Origin of the sequence: Azospirillum canadense (assembly GCF_025961225.1) — a bacterium.
Classification (GTDB): Bacteria; Pseudomonadota; Alphaproteobacteria; order Azospirillales; family Azospirillaceae; genus Azospirillum; species Azospirillum canadense.
Map to the genome: position 1 here is coordinate 2596225 of NZ_JAOQNG010000001.1, position 16966 is coordinate 2613190.

General features: G+C 68.5%; 18 protein-coding genes. 13 read left to right on the forward strand and 5 right to left on the reverse strand.

Annotation, left to right across the window (positions count from 1 at the left end):
- Nucleotides 1-127 precede the first annotated feature (127 nt).
- Nucleotides 128-1876, forward strand: a complete 1749-nt coding sequence (locus M2351_RS12335; RefSeq protein WP_264656349.1) for a putative bifunctional diguanylate cyclase/phosphodiesterase — start codon at nt 128-130, stop codon at nt 1874-1876.
- Between the two features lie 184 nt (nt 1877-2060).
- Nucleotides 2061-3482 (forward strand): aspartate aminotransferase family protein, encoded by a 1422-nt coding sequence (locus M2351_RS12340; RefSeq protein ID WP_264656350.1) that lies wholly within the window; start codon nt 2061-2063, stop codon nt 3480-3482.
- 94 nt (nt 3483-3576) lie between these two features.
- Here M2351_RS12340 and M2351_RS12345 read toward each other — a convergent pair whose 3' ends face one another.
- Nucleotides 3577-3780, reverse strand: coding sequence for a hypothetical protein (locus tag M2351_RS12345; RefSeq protein ID WP_264656351.1), 204 nt, complete (start codon nt 3778-3780; stop codon nt 3577-3579).
- Nucleotides 3781-3862: 82 nt separating this feature from the next.
- Nucleotides 3863-4261: a hypothetical protein gene (locus tag M2351_RS12350; RefSeq protein ID WP_264656352.1), complete on the reverse strand. Its 399-nt coding sequence runs from the start codon at nt 4259-4261 to the stop codon at nt 3863-3865.
- 127 nt (nt 4262-4388) lie between these two features.
- Here M2351_RS12350 and hemA point away from each other — a divergent pair, with 127 nt between their 5' ends.
- On the forward strand, nt 4389-5603 hold the full coding sequence (gene hemA / locus M2351_RS12355) for a 5-aminolevulinate synthase (protein ID WP_264656353.1): 1215 nt from the start codon (nt 4389-4391) through the stop codon (nt 5601-5603).
- Between the two features lie 154 nt (nt 5604-5757).
- Here hemA and M2351_RS12360 read toward each other — a convergent pair whose 3' ends face one another.
- Nucleotides 5758-6225, reverse strand: coding sequence for a hypothetical protein (locus M2351_RS12360; protein WP_264656354.1), 468 nt, complete (start codon nt 6223-6225; stop codon nt 5758-5760).
- Between the two features lie 216 nt (nt 6226-6441).
- On the opposite strand from M2351_RS12360, the gene M2351_RS12365 reads away from it, so the two are divergent.
- Both M2351_RS12365 and M2351_RS12370 read left to right on the forward strand, forming a co-directional pair.
- On the forward strand, nt 6442-6987 hold the full coding sequence (locus tag M2351_RS12365; protein WP_264656355.1) for a hypothetical protein: 546 nt from the start codon (nt 6442-6444) through the stop codon (nt 6985-6987).
- 140 nt (nt 6988-7127) lie between these two features.
- Nucleotides 7128-7904, forward strand: coding sequence for an Hpt domain-containing protein (locus M2351_RS12370; RefSeq protein ID WP_264656356.1), 777 nt, complete (start codon nt 7128-7130; stop codon nt 7902-7904).
- A gap of 220 nt (nt 7905-8124) precedes the next feature.
- Here M2351_RS12370 and M2351_RS12375 read toward each other — a convergent pair whose 3' ends face one another.
- Nucleotides 8125-8862, reverse strand: coding sequence for an SDR family NAD(P)-dependent oxidoreductase (locus M2351_RS12375; RefSeq protein ID WP_264656357.1), 738 nt, complete (start codon nt 8860-8862; stop codon nt 8125-8127).
- 161 nt (nt 8863-9023) lie between these two features.
- Between M2351_RS12375 and M2351_RS12380 the strand changes: the two genes are divergently transcribed.
- Nucleotides 9024-10208, forward strand: a complete 1185-nt coding sequence (locus tag M2351_RS12380) for a ChaN family lipoprotein (RefSeq protein WP_264656358.1) — start codon at nt 9024-9026, stop codon at nt 10206-10208.
- Between the two features lie 91 nt (nt 10209-10299).
- Here M2351_RS12380 and M2351_RS12385 read toward each other — a convergent pair whose 3' ends face one another.
- Nucleotides 10300-10875 (reverse strand): NUDIX hydrolase, encoded by a 576-nt coding sequence (locus M2351_RS12385; RefSeq protein ID WP_264656359.1) that lies wholly within the window; start codon nt 10873-10875, stop codon nt 10300-10302.
- Nucleotides 10876-11066: 191 nt separating this feature from the next.
- On the opposite strand from M2351_RS12385, the gene rmuC reads away from it, so the two are divergent.
- The 7 genes from rmuC to M2351_RS12420 all read left to right on the forward strand — a co-directional run bounded on the left by rmuC (nt 11067) and on the right by M2351_RS12420 (nt 16936).
- Nucleotides 11067-12485: a DNA recombination protein RmuC gene (gene rmuC, locus M2351_RS12390; protein WP_264656360.1), complete on the forward strand. Its 1419-nt coding sequence runs from the start codon at nt 11067-11069 to the stop codon at nt 12483-12485.
- A gap of 186 nt (nt 12486-12671) precedes the next feature.
- Nucleotides 12672-12881 (forward strand): cold-shock protein, encoded by a 210-nt coding sequence (locus M2351_RS12395; protein WP_014239340.1) that lies wholly within the window; start codon nt 12672-12674, stop codon nt 12879-12881.
- A gap of 99 nt (nt 12882-12980) precedes the next feature.
- Nucleotides 12981-13211: a hypothetical protein gene (locus M2351_RS12400; protein ID WP_264656361.1), complete on the forward strand. Its 231-nt coding sequence runs from the start codon at nt 12981-12983 to the stop codon at nt 13209-13211.
- Between the two features lie 115 nt (nt 13212-13326).
- The gene (def, locus tag M2351_RS12405) at nt 13327-13845 is read left to right on the forward strand and encodes a peptide deformylase (RefSeq protein ID WP_264656362.1); all 519 of its coding nucleotides are present in this window, start codon (nt 13327-13329) and stop codon (nt 13843-13845) included.
- A 27-nt stretch (nt 13846-13872) separates the two neighbouring features.
- Nucleotides 13873-14826 (forward strand): methionyl-tRNA formyltransferase, encoded by a 954-nt coding sequence (fmt, locus tag M2351_RS12410; protein ID WP_264656363.1) that lies wholly within the window; start codon nt 13873-13875, stop codon nt 14824-14826.
- Complete coding sequence (gene truA / locus M2351_RS12415; protein ID WP_264656364.1) at nt 14808-15545, forward strand: tRNA pseudouridine(38-40) synthase TruA; 738 nt, start codon at nt 14808-14810, stop codon at nt 15543-15545. Before fmt ends, truA begins: the two co-directional genes overlap by 19 nt.
- Before the next feature lie 62 nt (nt 15546-15607).
- Nucleotides 15608-16936 (forward strand): branched-chain amino acid ABC transporter permease, encoded by a 1329-nt coding sequence (locus M2351_RS12420; protein WP_264656365.1) that lies wholly within the window; start codon nt 15608-15610, stop codon nt 16934-16936.
- Nucleotides 16937-16966 lie beyond the last annotated feature (30 nt).

Consider the following 16966-nt stretch of genomic DNA (forward strand, 5'->3'; position numbering starts at 1 on the left):
CCAGGCCGGAACAATAGAGCGTCCGAGCAAATTGCCATTTCCGGTGGCTTTGGTTTTGACGCGCGGGCGATGTTTCGCGTAATTGTTGGATATTGATTTTCCAACGGTGCCTCGACCTCTCTCGCCCATGAAGCCGGATCCTCAAATCGTCGCGCTGGCCGCAGCCCTGTCCGGCACCGAAGGCGGCGCTCCGGCGTTGAACACGCTGCGCCAGGTCCTCGACATCCTGCCGGTGATGGTCGCCCTGATGGATGGCGAGCGGCGGCACGTCTACGCCAACCGCGCCTATCTGGAGCGGATGGGGCGCACGGCGGACGACATTGTCGGCCTGACCGTCGGCGACATCCTGGGCCCCGACACGCTGCGCGGCACCCAGGACACGGCCGAGCGCGCGCTGAAGGGCGAGGTGGTGCAGGCGGAGGGCTGGCTGCCCCGCGCCGGCGGCGGAAACGACTATGTGGTGCGCATGCATGTGCCCCACCGCGGCCCGGACGGTGCGATCGCCGGCTATTTCGTCATCATGCAGAACATGACGGACCGCCGGCGCACGCAGGACGACCTGTTCCGGCTGGCCTACTACGACCCGGTGACCGGTCTGGCGAACCGGCTGCTGCTGGTCAAGCACATGGGCGACTTCCACACGATGGGCGAGCCCTTCACGGTCGTCATCGTGGATTTCGACCGGTTCGTGGACATCCGCACCAGCCTGGGCCAGGGCTTCGCCAACGAGATCCTGAGTGACGTGGCGACGCGGCTCAGCAACCAGGCCGGCGCCGTCGACCTGATCGCCCGCATCAGCGACCACGCCTTCGCCCTGCTGATCGGCGGCCTGTGCGACCCCGCCGCCATCGAGCCGCGGCTGGAGGCCATCGCCGCGCTGGTGCGGTCGGCGCGGTCCAGCTCCGGCGCCTCGGTCTTCCTGTCGGCGAGCATCGGCGTGGCCTGCGCCGGCCCCGCGCACGAGCGCCCGGAGGACGTGCTGCGCGACGCGGAGATCGCCACCGGCCGCGCCCGCGAGCAGGGCGGCGGCCGCCATTCCTGGTTCGACCCGGCGATGCACGCGCGGGTGGTGGAGCAGGTGCGGCTGGAGCACGACCTGCGCCGCGCGCTGGAGCGCGGCGAGGAGCTGTGGGTCGCCTACCAGCCGATCGTGGAAATGGTGACCGGCGGGCTGGCCGGCTTCGAGGCGCTGGTCCGCTGGAACCACCCGGAGCGCGGCAACATCCCGCCGGGCGTCTTCATCCCGATCGCGGAGAGCACCGGCCTGATCGTCACGCTGGGCGCCTGGGTGCTGCGCGAGGCCTGCCGGCAGATCGCCGACTGGCAGGAGAAGCGGCTTCCCGGCTCCGCCGCCCTGTTCATGAGCGTCAACCTGTCCACCCGCCAGTTGAACGACCCGGACGTGGTGCCACTGGTCCGCGACGTGCTGCGCGAGACCGGGGCCGAGCCGTCCTGGATCAAGCTGGAGATCACCGAGAGCGCGGTGATGGAGAAGGCCGAGCAGGCCATCCAGCTGCTGCAGAGCCTGCGCGGCCTGGGCATCAAGATGTCCATCGACGACTTCGGCACCGGCTATTCGTCGCTGTCCTACCTGCACAAGCTGCCGATCGACAGCCTGAAGGTCGACCGCTCCTTCGTCATGGCCATGCACCAGTCGGAGGAGAACCGCGCCATCGTCCGCATCATCATGGACTTGGCGCGCCTCCTCGGCTTCGACGTCATCGCCGAGGGCATCGAGACGAGCGCCGACGCCAACCTGCTGCGGGCGCTCGCCTGCGACTACGGCCAGGGCTACCACTTCGCCCGGCCCCTGCCCGCCGCCGACGCGGAAGCCCTGGTCGGCGCCGAGCACCTGCCCTGGCAGGAGCCGCGGTAAGGTCCCCTCCCCGCGCTTTCCGGTTTTTGGACGCGCGCTACCCTGCCGTGCAACGCACGACGGGGGAAGGTTTCTCTATGGGTTTGTCGGAAAGCCGTTCCCTGCGTATGATCGGCGGTGCCGTTTAACATTTCAAACACCGGCGCCAAAAACACCGGCAGCGAACACAGGGAAAGACAAGACCATGACCGGAACCTCGGCCACCGGAACCGCGGAGACCACCGCCCCAAAGAACAACGCTGCGGTGGGCAACTCCGCGGCGAGCCGCGACAAGGCGTACTTCCTGCACCCCTACACCAACCTGCACCTGCACGAAACCCAGGGCCCCCTGATCGTGGAACGCGGCGACGGCGTGCGCGTCTACGACGACAGCGGCAAGGAATACATCGAGGGGCTGGCCAGCCTCTGGTGCGTGTCGCTGGGCTGGGGCGAGGAGCGGCTGGTCGAGGCGGCGACGCGGCAGATGCGCAAGCTGCCCACCTACCACGTCTTCGGGCACAAGAGCCACGAACCGGGCATCGACCTGGCGGAGCGGCTGATCAAGCTGGCCCCGGTGCCGATGTCCAAGGTGTTCTTCGCCAATTCCGGGTCGGAGGCGAACGACACGGTCATCAAGCTGATCTGGTACTACAACAACGCGCTCGGCCGGCCGGAGAAGAAGAAGATCCTGTCGCGCGTGAAGGCCTACCACGGCGTCACCGTCGCGACGGCCAGCCTGACCGGGCTGCCGAACAACCACCGCGACTTCGACCTGCCGATCGCGCGCATCCTGCACGCCGACTGCCCGCACCACTACCGCTTCGCCGAGCCGGGCGAGACGGAGGAGGATTTCGCCACCCGCCTGGCCGAGAGCCTGGAGGCGCAGATCCTCGCGGAGGGGCCGGACACCATCGCCGCCATGTTCGCCGAGCCGGTCATGGGGGCTGGCGGCGTGATCGTGCCGCCGGCCACCTATTTCCCGAAGATCCAGGCGGTGTTGAAGAAATACGACATCCTGCTGGTCGCCGACGAGGTGATCTGCGGGTTCGGCCGCACCGGCAACTTCTGGGGCAGCCAGACCATGGGCATGCAGCCGGACATCCTGTCCTGCGCCAAGCAGCTGTCGTCCGGCTACCTGCCGATCTCGGCCGTCCTGGTCAACGAGAAGGTCTACCAGGCCTGCGTGGACGAGAGCAAAAAGATCGGCACCTTCGGCCACGGCTACACCTACTCCGCCCACCCCGTGGCGGCGGCGGTGGCCATCGAGACGCTGAAGATCTACGAGGAGCGGGACACGGTCGGCCATGTCCGCGCGGTCTCCCCGCTGTTCCAGCGCCGGCTGACGGCGCTGGCCGAGCACCCGCTGGTCGGCGAGGCGCGCGGTGTCGGCCTGATCGGCGCCATCGAACTGGTGGCCGACAAGACGACCAAGGCGCCTTTCGAGCCGGTCGGACGCGCCGGCGCCACGCTCAACGCGCTGGCGCAGGAGAACGGCCTGATCCTGCGCGCCATGGGCGACAGCGTGGCGCTCTGCCCGCCGCTGATCATCGGTGAGGAGGACATCAACACGATGTTCGACCGCCTGACCGCGGCGCTCGACGCGGCGGTGCCGGTGCTGCGCGGCTGAGCGATCCGCTCAGGCATCATCCGGTCAGATACGACCCGAAAGGCCGTCCCCGCCCCGGCGGGGGCGGCCTTTTCCTGTTTCAGCGGAGGGGGGTTCAGCCGCGGGCGGTGTTGATGACCATGGTCGAGGCGACGATCCCCTGCGTCAGCGCGTCGGCGGCCAGGGACTCGGCGCTGGGCCAGACCATCCGCCCGCCCACCTCGACCAGCCGGCCGTGGTGAACGGCCATGTAGCCGCCCACGCTGGCCATGTAGATGACGCGGGCCAAACGTTCCGTCGGTGCGGGCGCGGGCTCCACCAGCGGCAGTCCTCCGCCTTGGCTCCCGCCCTGGATAACGCGCAATGGTTGCGACGCGTCCGTCGCCCGGCGCGACCGCTGTTCAGGTGGGCCGTTCTTGAGCCTGCCGTCCATTCTGTTGTCGTGCGCAGAATTGGCCGTTTGCCAAGCAGGCACCCTGCTCGCCCATATGATCGAACCCATCGGACGCCTCCACACTCGAATTGTGGTTATCCTGGCATCGATCATTTCTCGCCGTCCATAAGCCGATTCGCGTATCGGACAAAGGATAGAAGGCCGACCGCTGCGGCATTTCGGAGATCGAACACGGTGTTTCCAACCGCGACCATGATGGAAACATTTGTGTCTTTCTGGAAATGCTCTTTACCCCAGCAAAACCCGGAACCGCCGCTGGTGCTTGCGGAAAGTTGCGGAATCGGTCGCCGCGCGCGCGGTGCTTTTGACTTCGGTCAATGCCGGGTGGCAAGTCGGCAACGATCATGCCATCTTCACAGTGTGCTGGGCCAAGGTGCTAGGACGGATGGCCCAACAGACCACGCCCGACGGATATGGCCGACGGATGTGGCCCGGCCCCAGCCTCCCCGGATGACCGCGAACGGAACCGCGCGATGGACTACGAGAGCTTCTTCCGCAACCAGATCGGCACCCTCAAGCAGGACGGCCGCTATCGGGTTTTCGCCAACCTGGAGCGCCACGCGGGGAGCTTTCCGAAGGCGACGTTCCGCGACGCCGCCGGGCGCGAGCGCGCGGTGACGGTCTGGTGCTCCAATGATTATCTCGGCATGGGCCAGAACCCGGTGGTTCTGCAGGCCATGCACGAGGCGATCGACGGGGTCGGCGCCGGCGCCGGCGGCACGCGCAACATCTCCGGCACCAACGTCTATCACGTGCTGCTGGAGCGCGAGCTGGCCGACCTGCACGGCAAGGAGGCGGCGCTGCTGTTCACGTCGGGCTATGTGTCGAACGACGCGACGCTGGGCACGCTGGGCAAGCTGCTGCCGAACTGCGTGATCCTGTCGGACGCGCTGAACCACAACTCGATGATCACCGGCATTCGCAACAGCGGGGCCGAGAAGCACATCTTCCGCCACAACGACCCCAAGCACCTGGACGAGTTGCTGTCGCAGATCGCGCCGGGCCGGCCCAAGGTCGTGGCCTTCGAGAGCGTCTATTCCATGGACGGCGACGTCGCCCCCATCCACGACCTCTGCGACGTCGCGGAGAAGCACGGGGCGATGACCTACCTGGACGAGGTGCACGCGGTCGGCATGTACGGCCCGCGCGGCGGCGGCGTGGCGGAGCGCGACGGCGCCATGGACCGTCTGACCATCATCGAGGGCACGCTGGGCAAGGCCTTCGGCGTACAGGGCGGCTACATCACCGGGTCGACCGCGCTGGTCGATTGCATCCGCAGCTTCGCCGCCGGCTTCATCTTCTCCACCTCGCTGTCGCCGGTTCTGGCGGCTGGCGCGCTGGCCAGCATCCGCTACCTGAAGCAGAGCCAGGTGGAGCGCGACCGCCACCAGGAGCGCGCGGCCACGCTGAAGCGCCTGCTGGGCGATGCCGGGCTGCCGGTGATGCCGTCGGCCAGCCACATCGTCCCGGTGATGGTCGGCGACGCCCACCGCTGCAAGCGCGCGTCGGACGAGCTGATGGAGCGGCACGACATCTACGTGCAGCCCATCAACTACCCGACCGTGCCGCGCGGCGCAGAGCGCCTGCGCTTCACCCCAACCCCGCTGCACAGCGACGCCGACATGGAGCGCCTGGTCGAGGCGATGTTGGACGTCTGGAGCCGGTTGGAACTGCGGTTGGCGGCATAGGGTCGTCGTACTGGGCCCCACCCAACCCTCCCCCACCTTCGGCAGGGGAAGGCTTTCAGGGACGCGCGGCGGAGTTCCCTCCTCCGTCGAAAATGGGGGAGGGCTGGGGTGGGGGCCCAGCGCCCGCACTCCCCAACCTCCCCTCCTTACTCCCCTACTTGTTCGGATCCGGCTTCGGGTTGTTCTTCGCGTCGTCAGCGCGCTTGATCGGGGTGCGGCCGCCGGGGTCGGTCTTGATGCTGCGGTCGAGCGTCGGCTGGCCCGCCGACGGCGGCTGTTCCGCGGTTTGCGGGCGCTTGCGGCTCTGGTCGGTCAGGGTCTCGCCCGGCTTGGCGTTGGTCGCCGTGGTGTCGCCGCGCTTGGTGTTGGGCTGCATGGCGTCGCCCCGCGTCGGTTTCGACGGATCGGCCGGACGGGCGAGGCGGTTGCCGGACGGCTGGCCGGACTGCTCGCCCACCCCCTTCTCGCCCTGCCCGTAGCTGCGGCCGGGATCGTCGGTGTCCTGGGGCGTGGCCCTCTGCATCGGCCCCTTTTGCGTCTCCAGCTGTCCCTGGCTCTGCGCCAGCGCCGCCGGAGCGGCGGTCAGAGCCAGCACGGCGGCGATTGCGGCAAGTTTGGTCACGGTTGCGTTTCCCCTGGTTGATCACATCCTATCCTTCCCCGACCAACAGGAGGTCCGCCGCCGCCGTTCCGCTTCCCACCCCCCAGATGTCCACCCTGATGTCCTAGGCGCCGCCCATCGGAAGGGCTGGACTTGGCGCGGTTGCCGCCTTACGTTGGATGGTTGCGGCAGGTCATTGCGCGGCCGCACATTCTCGTCAACGCCCAGGGGGTCGCCATGTACCGTGACAACTCGCTGATGCCGAAGGAGGCCGTGCGCCTCGCCGTCCTGGGCACGCTGATCCAGGACGGGCCGAAGCGCTACGCCGACCTTGCCGGCGCGCTCCGCCATTTCCTGGACCGCATCGTCGGACCGTCGCTCGACCTGATGGGCACCTCGCTGGAGATGCTGCGCTACGAGGGGCTGATCGAGGCGCTGGACGGAAGCGGCATGGAGGACAACGCCCTGCTCGGCGCCACCGCCGCCGGCCGGACGGAGTTCGACACGCTGATGCGCGCCAACGTCCGCGCGCCGTCGGCCGACGGGCTGAACAAGCTGGTCATCGCGCTGAAGCTGCGCTTCCTGCACTTGCTGGACGTTGAGGCGCAACGCGACCAGATCGACCACCTCGCTTCCCTGTGCGAGACGGAACTGGCGCGGCTGGGCGACTTGAAGCGGGCCAGCGCCGGCACCGAGGGCCACTTCGACGCGTGGCTCGACCTCGACATCGCCCAGGCCGAGGAGCGGCTCGCCTGGTTCAACGCGCTGCTGGCGCGCCTGTAACCACCTGTATCGCTGAGCGGCTATGACGAAACGGCGCGGCGTTTTCGCCGCGTCATACGCGAGCGTTTGTTTCGCGTTCCGGTTCTGGTGTAACTTTGGGATTGCAAGACCGCCCCAGAGTCCCAACCCGGAAACGAGCCATGGCCGCCAACCTGTCGCCCGACGATCTTGAAGACCGCCTGCGCCTCGAATTCATCGACGACGCGCGTGACCGGCTTGAGGTGATGAACACCGCCATCGACGGCGTGCGCAAGGGCACGCGCGGCCACGCCGACGCCATCGGCGTGCTGCGGCTGGAAGCGCACAACTTCAAGGGCATGGGGACGAGCTTCGGCTACCCGACGGTCAGCCTGGTGGCGCACCGGCTGGAGGATTACCTGGCCGGGCTGAAAGAACTGGACCTGCGGCAGCTGTCCGATTCGCAGACCTTCGTGGACCGCATCGCGGAGTTGGTCGACCGCGCCGAGCAGCCGATGGTCGCGGAGACGAACCGGATCATCCGCGCCCTGCCCGTGCGCTACCAGTTCGAGATCACCGACGTGGAGGTCCGCGACGTCGAGATCATGCTGGTCACCCCGTCGAAGGTCGTGTCCAAGAAGGTGGGGACGGAACTGGCGGCCTGCGGTTTCCGCACCGTGACGGTCGGCGATCCCATCGAGTCGATCAGCCTCGCCGTGCGCGTGCCGCCGGACATGGTGATCGCGTCGATGGTGATGGACGGCCTGTCGGGCCTGGACCTGATCCGCGGCCTGCGCGCCATGAGCGTCACCCGCGACGTGCCCATGGCCCTGCTGACCTCGCTTCAGCTCGACAACCCGGCGCTGAAGGAAATCCCGCACGGCGTGTCGGTCATCCGCGTCGGCGAACATTTCGGCGAAGACTTCGCGGCGGTGGTGGCGAAGCACAACCTCGGCTGAGGTGTCGGTTTCTCGGGGGCAATAGGGGCTTCACGGATTTCGCAGTTTTGAAGCACGGATTACACGGATTTCTTTATCGCTTGCTCAGCGCGGGCCCGTCGAGAAGCCACGATTTGGCAAGTATCAAAGAAAAATCCGTGTAATCCGTGCTTAAATTCGTGCAATCCGTGATGAATAAGTTGTCCGACAACGGGTTATCCGTCAACGGGCGACAACCCAATCAATACAGATGCTGACCGCCGGTGATGAACATCTCCGTTCCGGTGACGTAGCCCGAATCGGGGCCGCACAGGTAGAAGATCACCGCCGCGACGTCTTCCGGCGTGCCCATGCGCTTCAGCGGGATGCGCGGGATCAGCACGTCGTATTCGGGGCCGGTCATGGAGGTTTCGATCTCGCCCGGCGCCACGGCGTTGACGCGCACGCCAATTTCCGCGAACTCCACGGCCATCTCGCGGGTCAGGCCGGACAGCGCCGCCTTGGAAGTGGAATAGGCGGAGCCCGCGAAGGGGTGCACCGAATGCCCGGCGATGGAGGTCACGTTGACGATCGCCCCCTTGGCGCGCGACAGCGGGGCCGCGAAGCCGCGGGCAAGCACCAGGGGCGCGAAGAAGTTCAGCTCGAACACCCGGTGCCAGCCCTCGATGGCGCCGTTCAGGCAGCCCAGGCGCTCCTTGATCGGCGTCTTGGGCGAGATGCCGGCGTTGTTGATGAGGGCGTGCAGCGGCTGCCCGTCCAGCGCGCGGTTGGCCTCCTCCACGAAGCGGGCGCGGCTGTCCGGGTCGGACAGGTCGGTCGCGATGTGGTGGGTCCAGTTGGGATCCCGGCGGCAATGGTCCGGCACCTCCTCGCGCGAGCAGGAAATGACGCGCCAGCCCTCGGCGCTGAAGCGCTGGACGGTGGCGTGGCCGATGCCCCGGCTCGCGCCGGTGAGAATGACGATTTTACGGTGCGGCATAACGCACACGATAGCGCGCTTCACGGCAGGGCGCCAGCGGAGCGGTTCGTCATCAGGGTTGCAGCGGTTGACGGCAGCGGTTGACGGTTGTCCAGTCACGCCCAACCTTCAGGCCAGACCATTCATCAGGTCGTGCTCATGAATCGAGGAGGGTTGGTCACGTGCTGTCCCGTCTGATCGCCGCGATTCTGCTCGCCGGCACGGCCGCCCTGCCCGTTTCCGGCCGCGCCGCCGCCCCGGCGGGCTCCGACCTGCCGCCGGCCGCCTGCGTGAAACCCGGCGGCTGGTCGGACGCCTCGGCCCGTCCCATGGACACCGGCGACCTGCTGCGCCGCGCCGCCGATGCGCCGGTGGTCCTGCTGGGCGAGCGGCACGACAGCGCCGACCACCACCGCTGGCAGCTGCACACGCTGATCGCCCTCTACACCATGAACCCGAACCTCTCCATCGGGCTGGAGATGCTGCCGCGCAGCGCCCAGCCGGCGCTCGACCGCTGGACCGCCGGCACGATCACCGAGGCCGAGTTGCTGAAGGAAACCAACTGGCGCAAGACCTGGGGCTACGACGCGCAGTTCTACCTGCCCATCCTGAACTTCGCGCGAATGAACCGGCTGCCGCTGGTCGCGCTGAACGTGGAGCGCGGGCTCGTCGCCCGCACCGCGCGGGAGGGCTGGGCCGCCATCCCGCCGGCCGACCGCCAGGGCGTCGGCAACCCGGCGCCGCCCAGCTCCGCCTACGTGAAGCGCCTGCGCGAGGCGATGGACTCCCATGGCCCCGGCGAACGCAGCGCCGACAGCTTCCAACGTTTTGTCGAGGCGCAATCGGTCTGGGACCGCGCCATGGCGGAGCGCATCGCCGACACCCGCCGCGACACCAACCGCACGGTGGTCGCCATCCTCGGCATGGGCCATGTGGAGGGGCACGATGGCGTGCCGTACCAGCTGGCCGACCTCGGCATCGGCAACTCCCTCGTCCTGCTGCCCTGGGACCCCGAGCGCCCCTGCGACGCGCTGGACGGGCGGATCGCCGACGCGGTCTATGGCCTGCGCGACGCCGACCCGCCCGACGCCGACGAGCCGCCCCGCCCGCGCCTGGGCGTGATGCTGGAACCCGGCAACGGCGGCGCCCAGGTGCGTTCGGTGATGGACGGCAGCGTCGCCGCGGCGGCGGGGCTCGCCCCAGGCGACGTGGTGGTCGCGGCGGCCGGCACCCCGGTGCACGACGCCTCCGAACTGACCGCGGTGGTGCAGCGCCAGGCGCCCGGGACGTGGCTGCCTCTGACGGTCAAGCGCGAACAGGGGACCAAGGAACTGGTCGCGAAATTCCCGGCCGAACAGCACCCGTAGGCCTGTAGGTCGGGTGGAGCGCAGCGAAACCCGACAGGTGCGCGTGTTGGGTTGCGCCTGCGGCACTACCCAACCTACGCGTCTCGCCTTGTCAGAGCATCCGCTCCCACTGCGCCAGGATGTCGGGGGTGGGATTGACGGCGGGGGCGTACTCAGTGCGGCCGAGGCGGGCGCGATGCTCGCGCAAAGCCCAGTGCACCGTCGGGAAGGCCAAGTCGTCCCAGGGGATTTCGTCCCAGCGGAACAGGCCGACCTCCTGGCTTTCCGGGCCGGCGGAGACGTCGGGCGACAGAAGCCGGGCGCGGAAGATCATCTGCACCTGGCTGATGCGCGGGATGTCGTAGACGGCCAGCAGCGAGTCGATTTCAATCTTCGCCCGCGCCTCCTCCCACGCCTCGCGGGCCGCACCCTCCATGGTGCTCTCGCGCTCCTCCATGAAGCCGGCGGGCAGGGTCCAGAAGCCCTTGCGCGGCTCGATGGCGCGGCGGCACAGCAGGATGCGGTCCTCCCACACCGCCACCGATCCCACCACGATCAGCGGGTTCTGGTAGGCGATGTAGCCGCAGTCGGGACACATCAGCCGCTCGCGGTCTTCACCGGCGGGAATGGCGCGGACGCGGGGGCCCTGGGGAGCGGTCGGAGGGGTCGGAGGGGTCGGATCGGACATGCGTCGGATATGGCGCGAACGGGCAAGCGGGGCAAGCCTGCCGATGGTCGCGGCCACCGGTCGCCTTCTGACGCTCCGCTTGCGTTCGTCACACGTTCTCTTTCGCTTTTCGTTCCCGGCGCCCTTCCTGTAGTCTGCCGAAGCAGCCAAAGAGTTTGCGGAAGAGTTCGGAGACAGGTTCGGTGACGTCCATGCAGTTCGCGTTCGACGGGGCGTCGGTGGCGCTCGGGCTCCTGCTGGGGGCACTGCTCGCCGGGGCGGCCGTGCGGCTGTTTGCCGCGCGGACGGAGGCCGAGTCGAACGCCCTCCACGCCGAGCTGATCACCCGCCTCGACATGGCCGAGCGGATCGAGGACGACCTGCGCGAGGAGGTGGAGGCGCGCGACCACCAGATCGCCCGGCTGAATGGCGAACTGGCCACGGCACGCGAGCGGTCGGCCGAGCTGTCCACGACGCTCGCCAAGGAACGTGCCGCGACGGCGGAGAAGCTGGCCCTGCTGGAGCGGGCGCAGGCGACCCTGTCCGACAGCTTCAAGGCCCTGTCGGCGGAGGCGCTGCGCTCCAACAACCAGAGCTTCCTCGACCTCGCCAAGGAGACGCTGACAACCTTCCAGGAGCAGGCCAAGGGGGATTTGGAGAAGCGGCAGGCGGCCATCTCCGACATCGTCGCCCCGGTGCGCCAGTCGCTGGAGAAGATGGACGGCCAGATCCAGGAGATGGAGCGCACCCGCGCCGGCGCCTACGAGGGGCTGAAGCAGCAGGTGCTGTCGATGCTGGAAACGCAGGCGCAACTGCGCGCGGAGACCGGCAACCTTGTCCGCGCCCTGCGCACGCCGGCCGCGCGCGGCCGCTGGGGCGAAATCCAGCTGCGCCGGGTCTGCGAGATGGCCGGCATGCTCGACCACTGCGACTTCGTGGAGCAGGCGACGGTCGACAGCGTTGCCGGCAAGCTGCGCCCGGACCTTGTGGTGAAGCTGCCCGGCGGCAAAACCATCGTGGTGGACGCCAAGACGCCCCTGGAGGGCTATCTCGACGGCGTGCAGGCCGACAGCGACGGCGCGCGGCACGACGGCCTGTCGCGCCACGCCCGCCACGTGCGGGAGCACATGAAGCAGCTGGGCGCCAAGGCCTATTGGGACCAGTTCGAGGACACGCCGGAGTTCGTCGTGCTGTTCCTGCCCGGCGAAAACTTCTTCTCCGCGGCGCTGGAGCACGACCCGGCGCTGATCGAGGCGGGCATCGACCACCGGGTGATACTGGCCACCCCGACGACGCTGATCGCGCTGCTGCGCGCCGTCGCCTACGGCTGGCGACAGGAACGGCTGGCCGACAACGCGCGGGAGATCAGCGGGCTGGGTGCGGAACTCTACAAGCGTTTGCACGACCTGGGCGGCCACATGGAGCGGCTGGGCCTACAGCTGGAAAAGGCGGTCGGCTGCTACAACGGCGCCGTCGGCAGCTTGGAATCCCGTGTGCTGGTCAGTGCCCGCCGCTTCCGCGACCTGCACGTCACGCCGGACGGCGCGGAGGACATACCGCTTCTGGAACCGCTGGACCACGCCCCCCGCCAGCTTCAGGCGCCGGAGCTGCGCGCAAAGGTGGGAACGTAAGGGAGAATCCCGCAACCGTCTTTTGCCTTGCAAACACGAAGGGCGGTTCCAATTTCCCTGATGTCATTCTGCTTCGGACTGCCGGCCTGCTACGCCTTCGGGTGCCCAGATCGTCGCTATGCCTGGACACAGTCTGATGCGTCGCACCGGTCGATGCGGCGCCATTCATTCCATGGGGGACAAACCATGCCCGTTGGCACCGTCAAGTGGTTCAACAGCACCAAGGGTTACGGATTCATTCAGCCGGACAACGGCGGCGCGGACGTCTTCGTCCACATCTCCGCCGTTGAGCGCGCCGGCCTCCGCAGCCTGAACGAAGGCCAGAAGGTCTCCTACGAGGAACAGCGCGACCCGAAGCGCGGCAAGACCTCGGCGGAGAACCTGAAGGCCGTCTAAAACGACCTTCTGTCGCGCGTCTGAAGGGGCACCGGGCGACCGGTGCCCCTTTCCGTTGCGCGCCTGTTTTCCCATCACCCGATTTCGGAGTTTCCCCCAATGGCCAAGATCAAGAAGAAGCAGCAGGCAGACAACGGCTTCGTCCTGTTCGACGTGCTCTACGCGGACGGCGCCCGCACCTCCAACCGCAAGGTCCCGAGCACGCTGGTCGGCGGCCTGGACGGCGACGAGCCGGCCCGCGCCTTCCTTGAGGAGCAGGACAACAAGATCGCCGAGATGTCCGGCAACCCCCGCGGCCCCATCAAGTCGATCACCCGGTCGGCGGTGTGATCCGCGACTCCAGCGGGCTGTTTGCCGAGGGATCATCAGCGTTCCTTGACCTGACGGCCCGCCCTCCATATTTTGGAATTTTGTAACTCACCCCTTGCACCGTTGCCGAGTCCCCATGGCCGTTCTGGATATCCTCGTCGCCCCGCACCCGGTCCTGAAGCAGAAGGCGAAGCCCGTCGAAAAGGTCGACGCGCGCGTCGCCAAGCTGATGGACGACATGGTCGAAACCATGTACGCCGCGAAGGGCATCGGCCTCGCCGCCCCGCAGATCGGCGTGCTGGAGCGCGTCATCGTCGTGGACGTGCACGAGAAGGATGAGGAGCCGAACCCGATCCGGCTCGCCAACCCGGAGATCGTCTGGAAGTCGGACGAGACCTCGGTCTGCGAGGAAGGCTGCCTGTCCGTGCCCGACCAATTCGCCGAGGTGACCCGCCCCTCCGCCATCCGCGTCCGCTACCTCGACGAAAAGAACGAGGTGCGCGAGATGGAGGCCGACGGCATGCTGTCCACCTGCATCCAGCACGAGATCGACCACCTGAACGGCGTGCTTTTCGTGGACTACCTGTCGATGCTGAAGCGCAACATGATCCTGCGCAAGGTGCAGAAGATGCAGCGCTCGGGCGCCAGCGCCTGACCGACCTCTTTCTCGGACGTTCTTCCCATGCCCAAGCTTCGCCTCGTCTTCATGGGCACGCCGGACTTCGCCGTGCCCAGCCTGCGCGCGCTGGTCGAGGCCGGGCATGAGGTCGCCTGCGTCTACAGCCAGCCGCCCCGGCCCGCCGGGCGCGGCCAGCAGGTGCAGAAATCCCCGGTCCACCGCTTCGCCGAGGAGCACGGCATCCCCGTGCGCACGCCGAAGTCGCTGCGCAACGCGGAGGCCCAGGCGGAGTTCGCCGACCTGAAGGCTGACGCCGCCGTGGTCGCCGCCTATGGCCTCATCCTGCCGCAGCCGGTGCTGGACGCGCCGCGGCTGGGCTGTCTGAACGTGCACGGCTCCCTTCTGCCGCGCTGGCGCGGGGCGGCGCCCATCCAGCGCTCCCTGCTGGCCGGCGACGCGGAAACCGGCATCACCATCATGCAGATGGACATCGGGCTGGACACCGGCGCCATGCTGCTGAAGGATCAGGTGCCGATCACCGCCGAGACCACCGCCAGCACGCTGCACGACGCACTGGCCGACATGGGCGCGCGGCTGATCGTGGAGGCGATGGACGGCCTCGCCGAGGGCCGCCTGACCGCCGTGCCGCAGCCCGACGACGGCGTGACCTACGCCGCCAAGCTGACCCGCGAGGACGGCCGGCTCGACTGGTCGCGCGAGGCGGCGTACGTGGAGCGGCAGGTGCGCGCATTGACCCCCTGGCCCGGCTGCTGGTTCGACATCAAGGGCGAGCGCATCAAGGTGCTGAAGGCGGAGCCCGCGCCGGAGGCCAAGGGTGCCACCCCCGGCACCCTGCTGGACGACCGGCTGACCATCGCCTGCACCGACGGCGCCGTCCGCCTGACACTGGTGCAGCGTCCGGGCAAGGCGCCGGTGGAAGGTTCCGCCTTCCTGCGCGGCTTCGCGCTTCCGGTTGGCACGGTTTTCGAAAACGCCGCATGCAGCGCTGGAAACTAACCGTCGAGTATGACGGCCGGCCCTTCGTCGGCTGGCAGCGCCAGGACAACGGCCCCTCCGTCCAGCAATCGCTGGAGGAAGCGATCGGCCGCCTGTCCGGCGAGACCGTGCGCGTCCACACCTCCGGCCGCACCGACGCGGGCGTGCACGGGCTGGGGCAGGTCTGCCATTTTGACCTGGAAAGGCCCTTCACCGGGCTGAAGCTGCGCGACGCGCTGAACTTCCACCTGAAGCCCGCACCCATCGCCGTGCTGCTGGCCGAGGCGATGCCGGACGACTTCCACGCCCGCATGACCTGCCTGGGGCGCAGCTACGTCTACCGCATCGTCAACCGCCGCGCCCCGCTGACGCTCGACGCCGGGCGCGCGTGGCACGTCATGCGACCGCTCGACGCGGAGGTGATGCACGACGCGGCGCAGGTGCTGGTTGGGCGCCACGACTTCAGCAGCTTCCGCGCCTCCTTGTGTCAGGCGAACTCTCCGGTCAAGACGCTGGAGCGCTTGGCCGTGGAGCGGGTCGGTGAAGAGGTGCGGGTGCACGCGGCGGCGCGCTCCTTCCTGCACCACCAGGTGCGCAACATGGTCGGCACGCTGGAACTGGTCGGGGCCGGCAAATGGACGGCTGACGACCTGCGCCGGGCGCTGGAAGCGCGCGACCGCTCCGCCGCCGGCCCGACCGCCCCGCCGGATGGGCTGTATTTCGTCGCGGCCCGCTACTGACAGGCGCCGGATTTCCCGATAGATTCTTGGGGCACCGAACAACCGGCCGGTAGCCGCAAGCCTTGCCCCGCCACGCCCCGCCGCTTTTTGCCCTGCTTTTCTGCGCCCTGCTGCTGCTGACCGGCTGCGGCGTGGACAGCGAGCAGGCGGCGCTGTGCCGGAAGCTGATCCCGGCCTTCGACTCCGGACCTGTCACGCAGGTCGACGCGGTGGAAACGCCCGGCGACGAGCCCTCCGTCCGGCTGACCTATCGGGTGGGCGCGGACGAGCACTGGATCGACTGCCGCTTCGGCGGACGCTTCTTCGACGAACGCCGGCACGAGCTGGTGTCGGTGGCGACCGACCGCAGCGGAACGCTGACGGATATCCATTTCACCATGCTGCGTGTCTGGGCCCGCCTGCCCTACGCCCGCATCGGCCTGCCGCCGGACAGCACGGGCGCGCGGCCCGCCGCCGGGCCGCGTGAGTGGGGGGCGCTGCTGTTCTTCCTGCAGCAGGTGATCAACGCCGCCACGGTGGCCTGCGTCTACGGCCTGCTGGCGCTCGGCTACACGCTGGTCTACGGCATCCTCGGCCAGATCAACCTCGCCATGGGGGAGCTGACGATGATCGGCGCCATGGTGACCGCCATGGGCGCGGCGGCGCTGGGCATGGCGGGGCTCGGCAGCATGCCGCTGGCGGTGCTGGGCGTGCTCGCCACCGTGATGGCCTTCACCGCCGTGCAGGGCTGGACCATGGAAAAGCTGGTCTTCCAGCGGCTGCGCCGGGTGCACAGCCACACGCCGCTGATCGCCGCGGTGGGGCTGTCCGTCGCCTACCAGGAGGGGATGCGGCTGCTGCACGGCGCCCGCGACTGGTGGCCCGCCCCGATCCTGGCCGACCGGCACGAGTTGTTCAGCGACGGGACCTTCACGGTCACCGCGCTGACCTCGCAGGGGGTGATCCTGCTGATGACGGCGGGGCTCTACGCGCTGCTGTGGGCCATCATGCAACGCACCGCCTACGGGCGCGCCCACCGCGCCTGCGCCGACGACGTGGAGGCGGCGGAGTTGGTCGGGGTGGACGTTGACCGTACGGTGTCCACCACCTTCGCCGTGGGCGGCGCGCTGGCCGCAGCGGCGGGGGCGGTGATCGCGCTGTACTACGGCGGGGTGAACTTCTACACGGGCTATCTGGTGGGCTTCAAGGCGCTGGCCGCCGCGGTGGTGGGCGGCATCGGCTCCGTCCCCGGCGCCATGCTGGGCGGCGCCCTGCTGGGGCTGGTGGAAACCTTCTGGTCGGCCTATTTCGCCATCGCCTACAAGGACATCGTCGCCTTCGGCCTGCTCACCCTGTTCCTGATCTACCGCCCGCATGGCCTGCTGGGGAAAGACCGAAGCCGGGGGGATTGAAGGAGTGCGCGCCCAGACAGCACGGGGGAG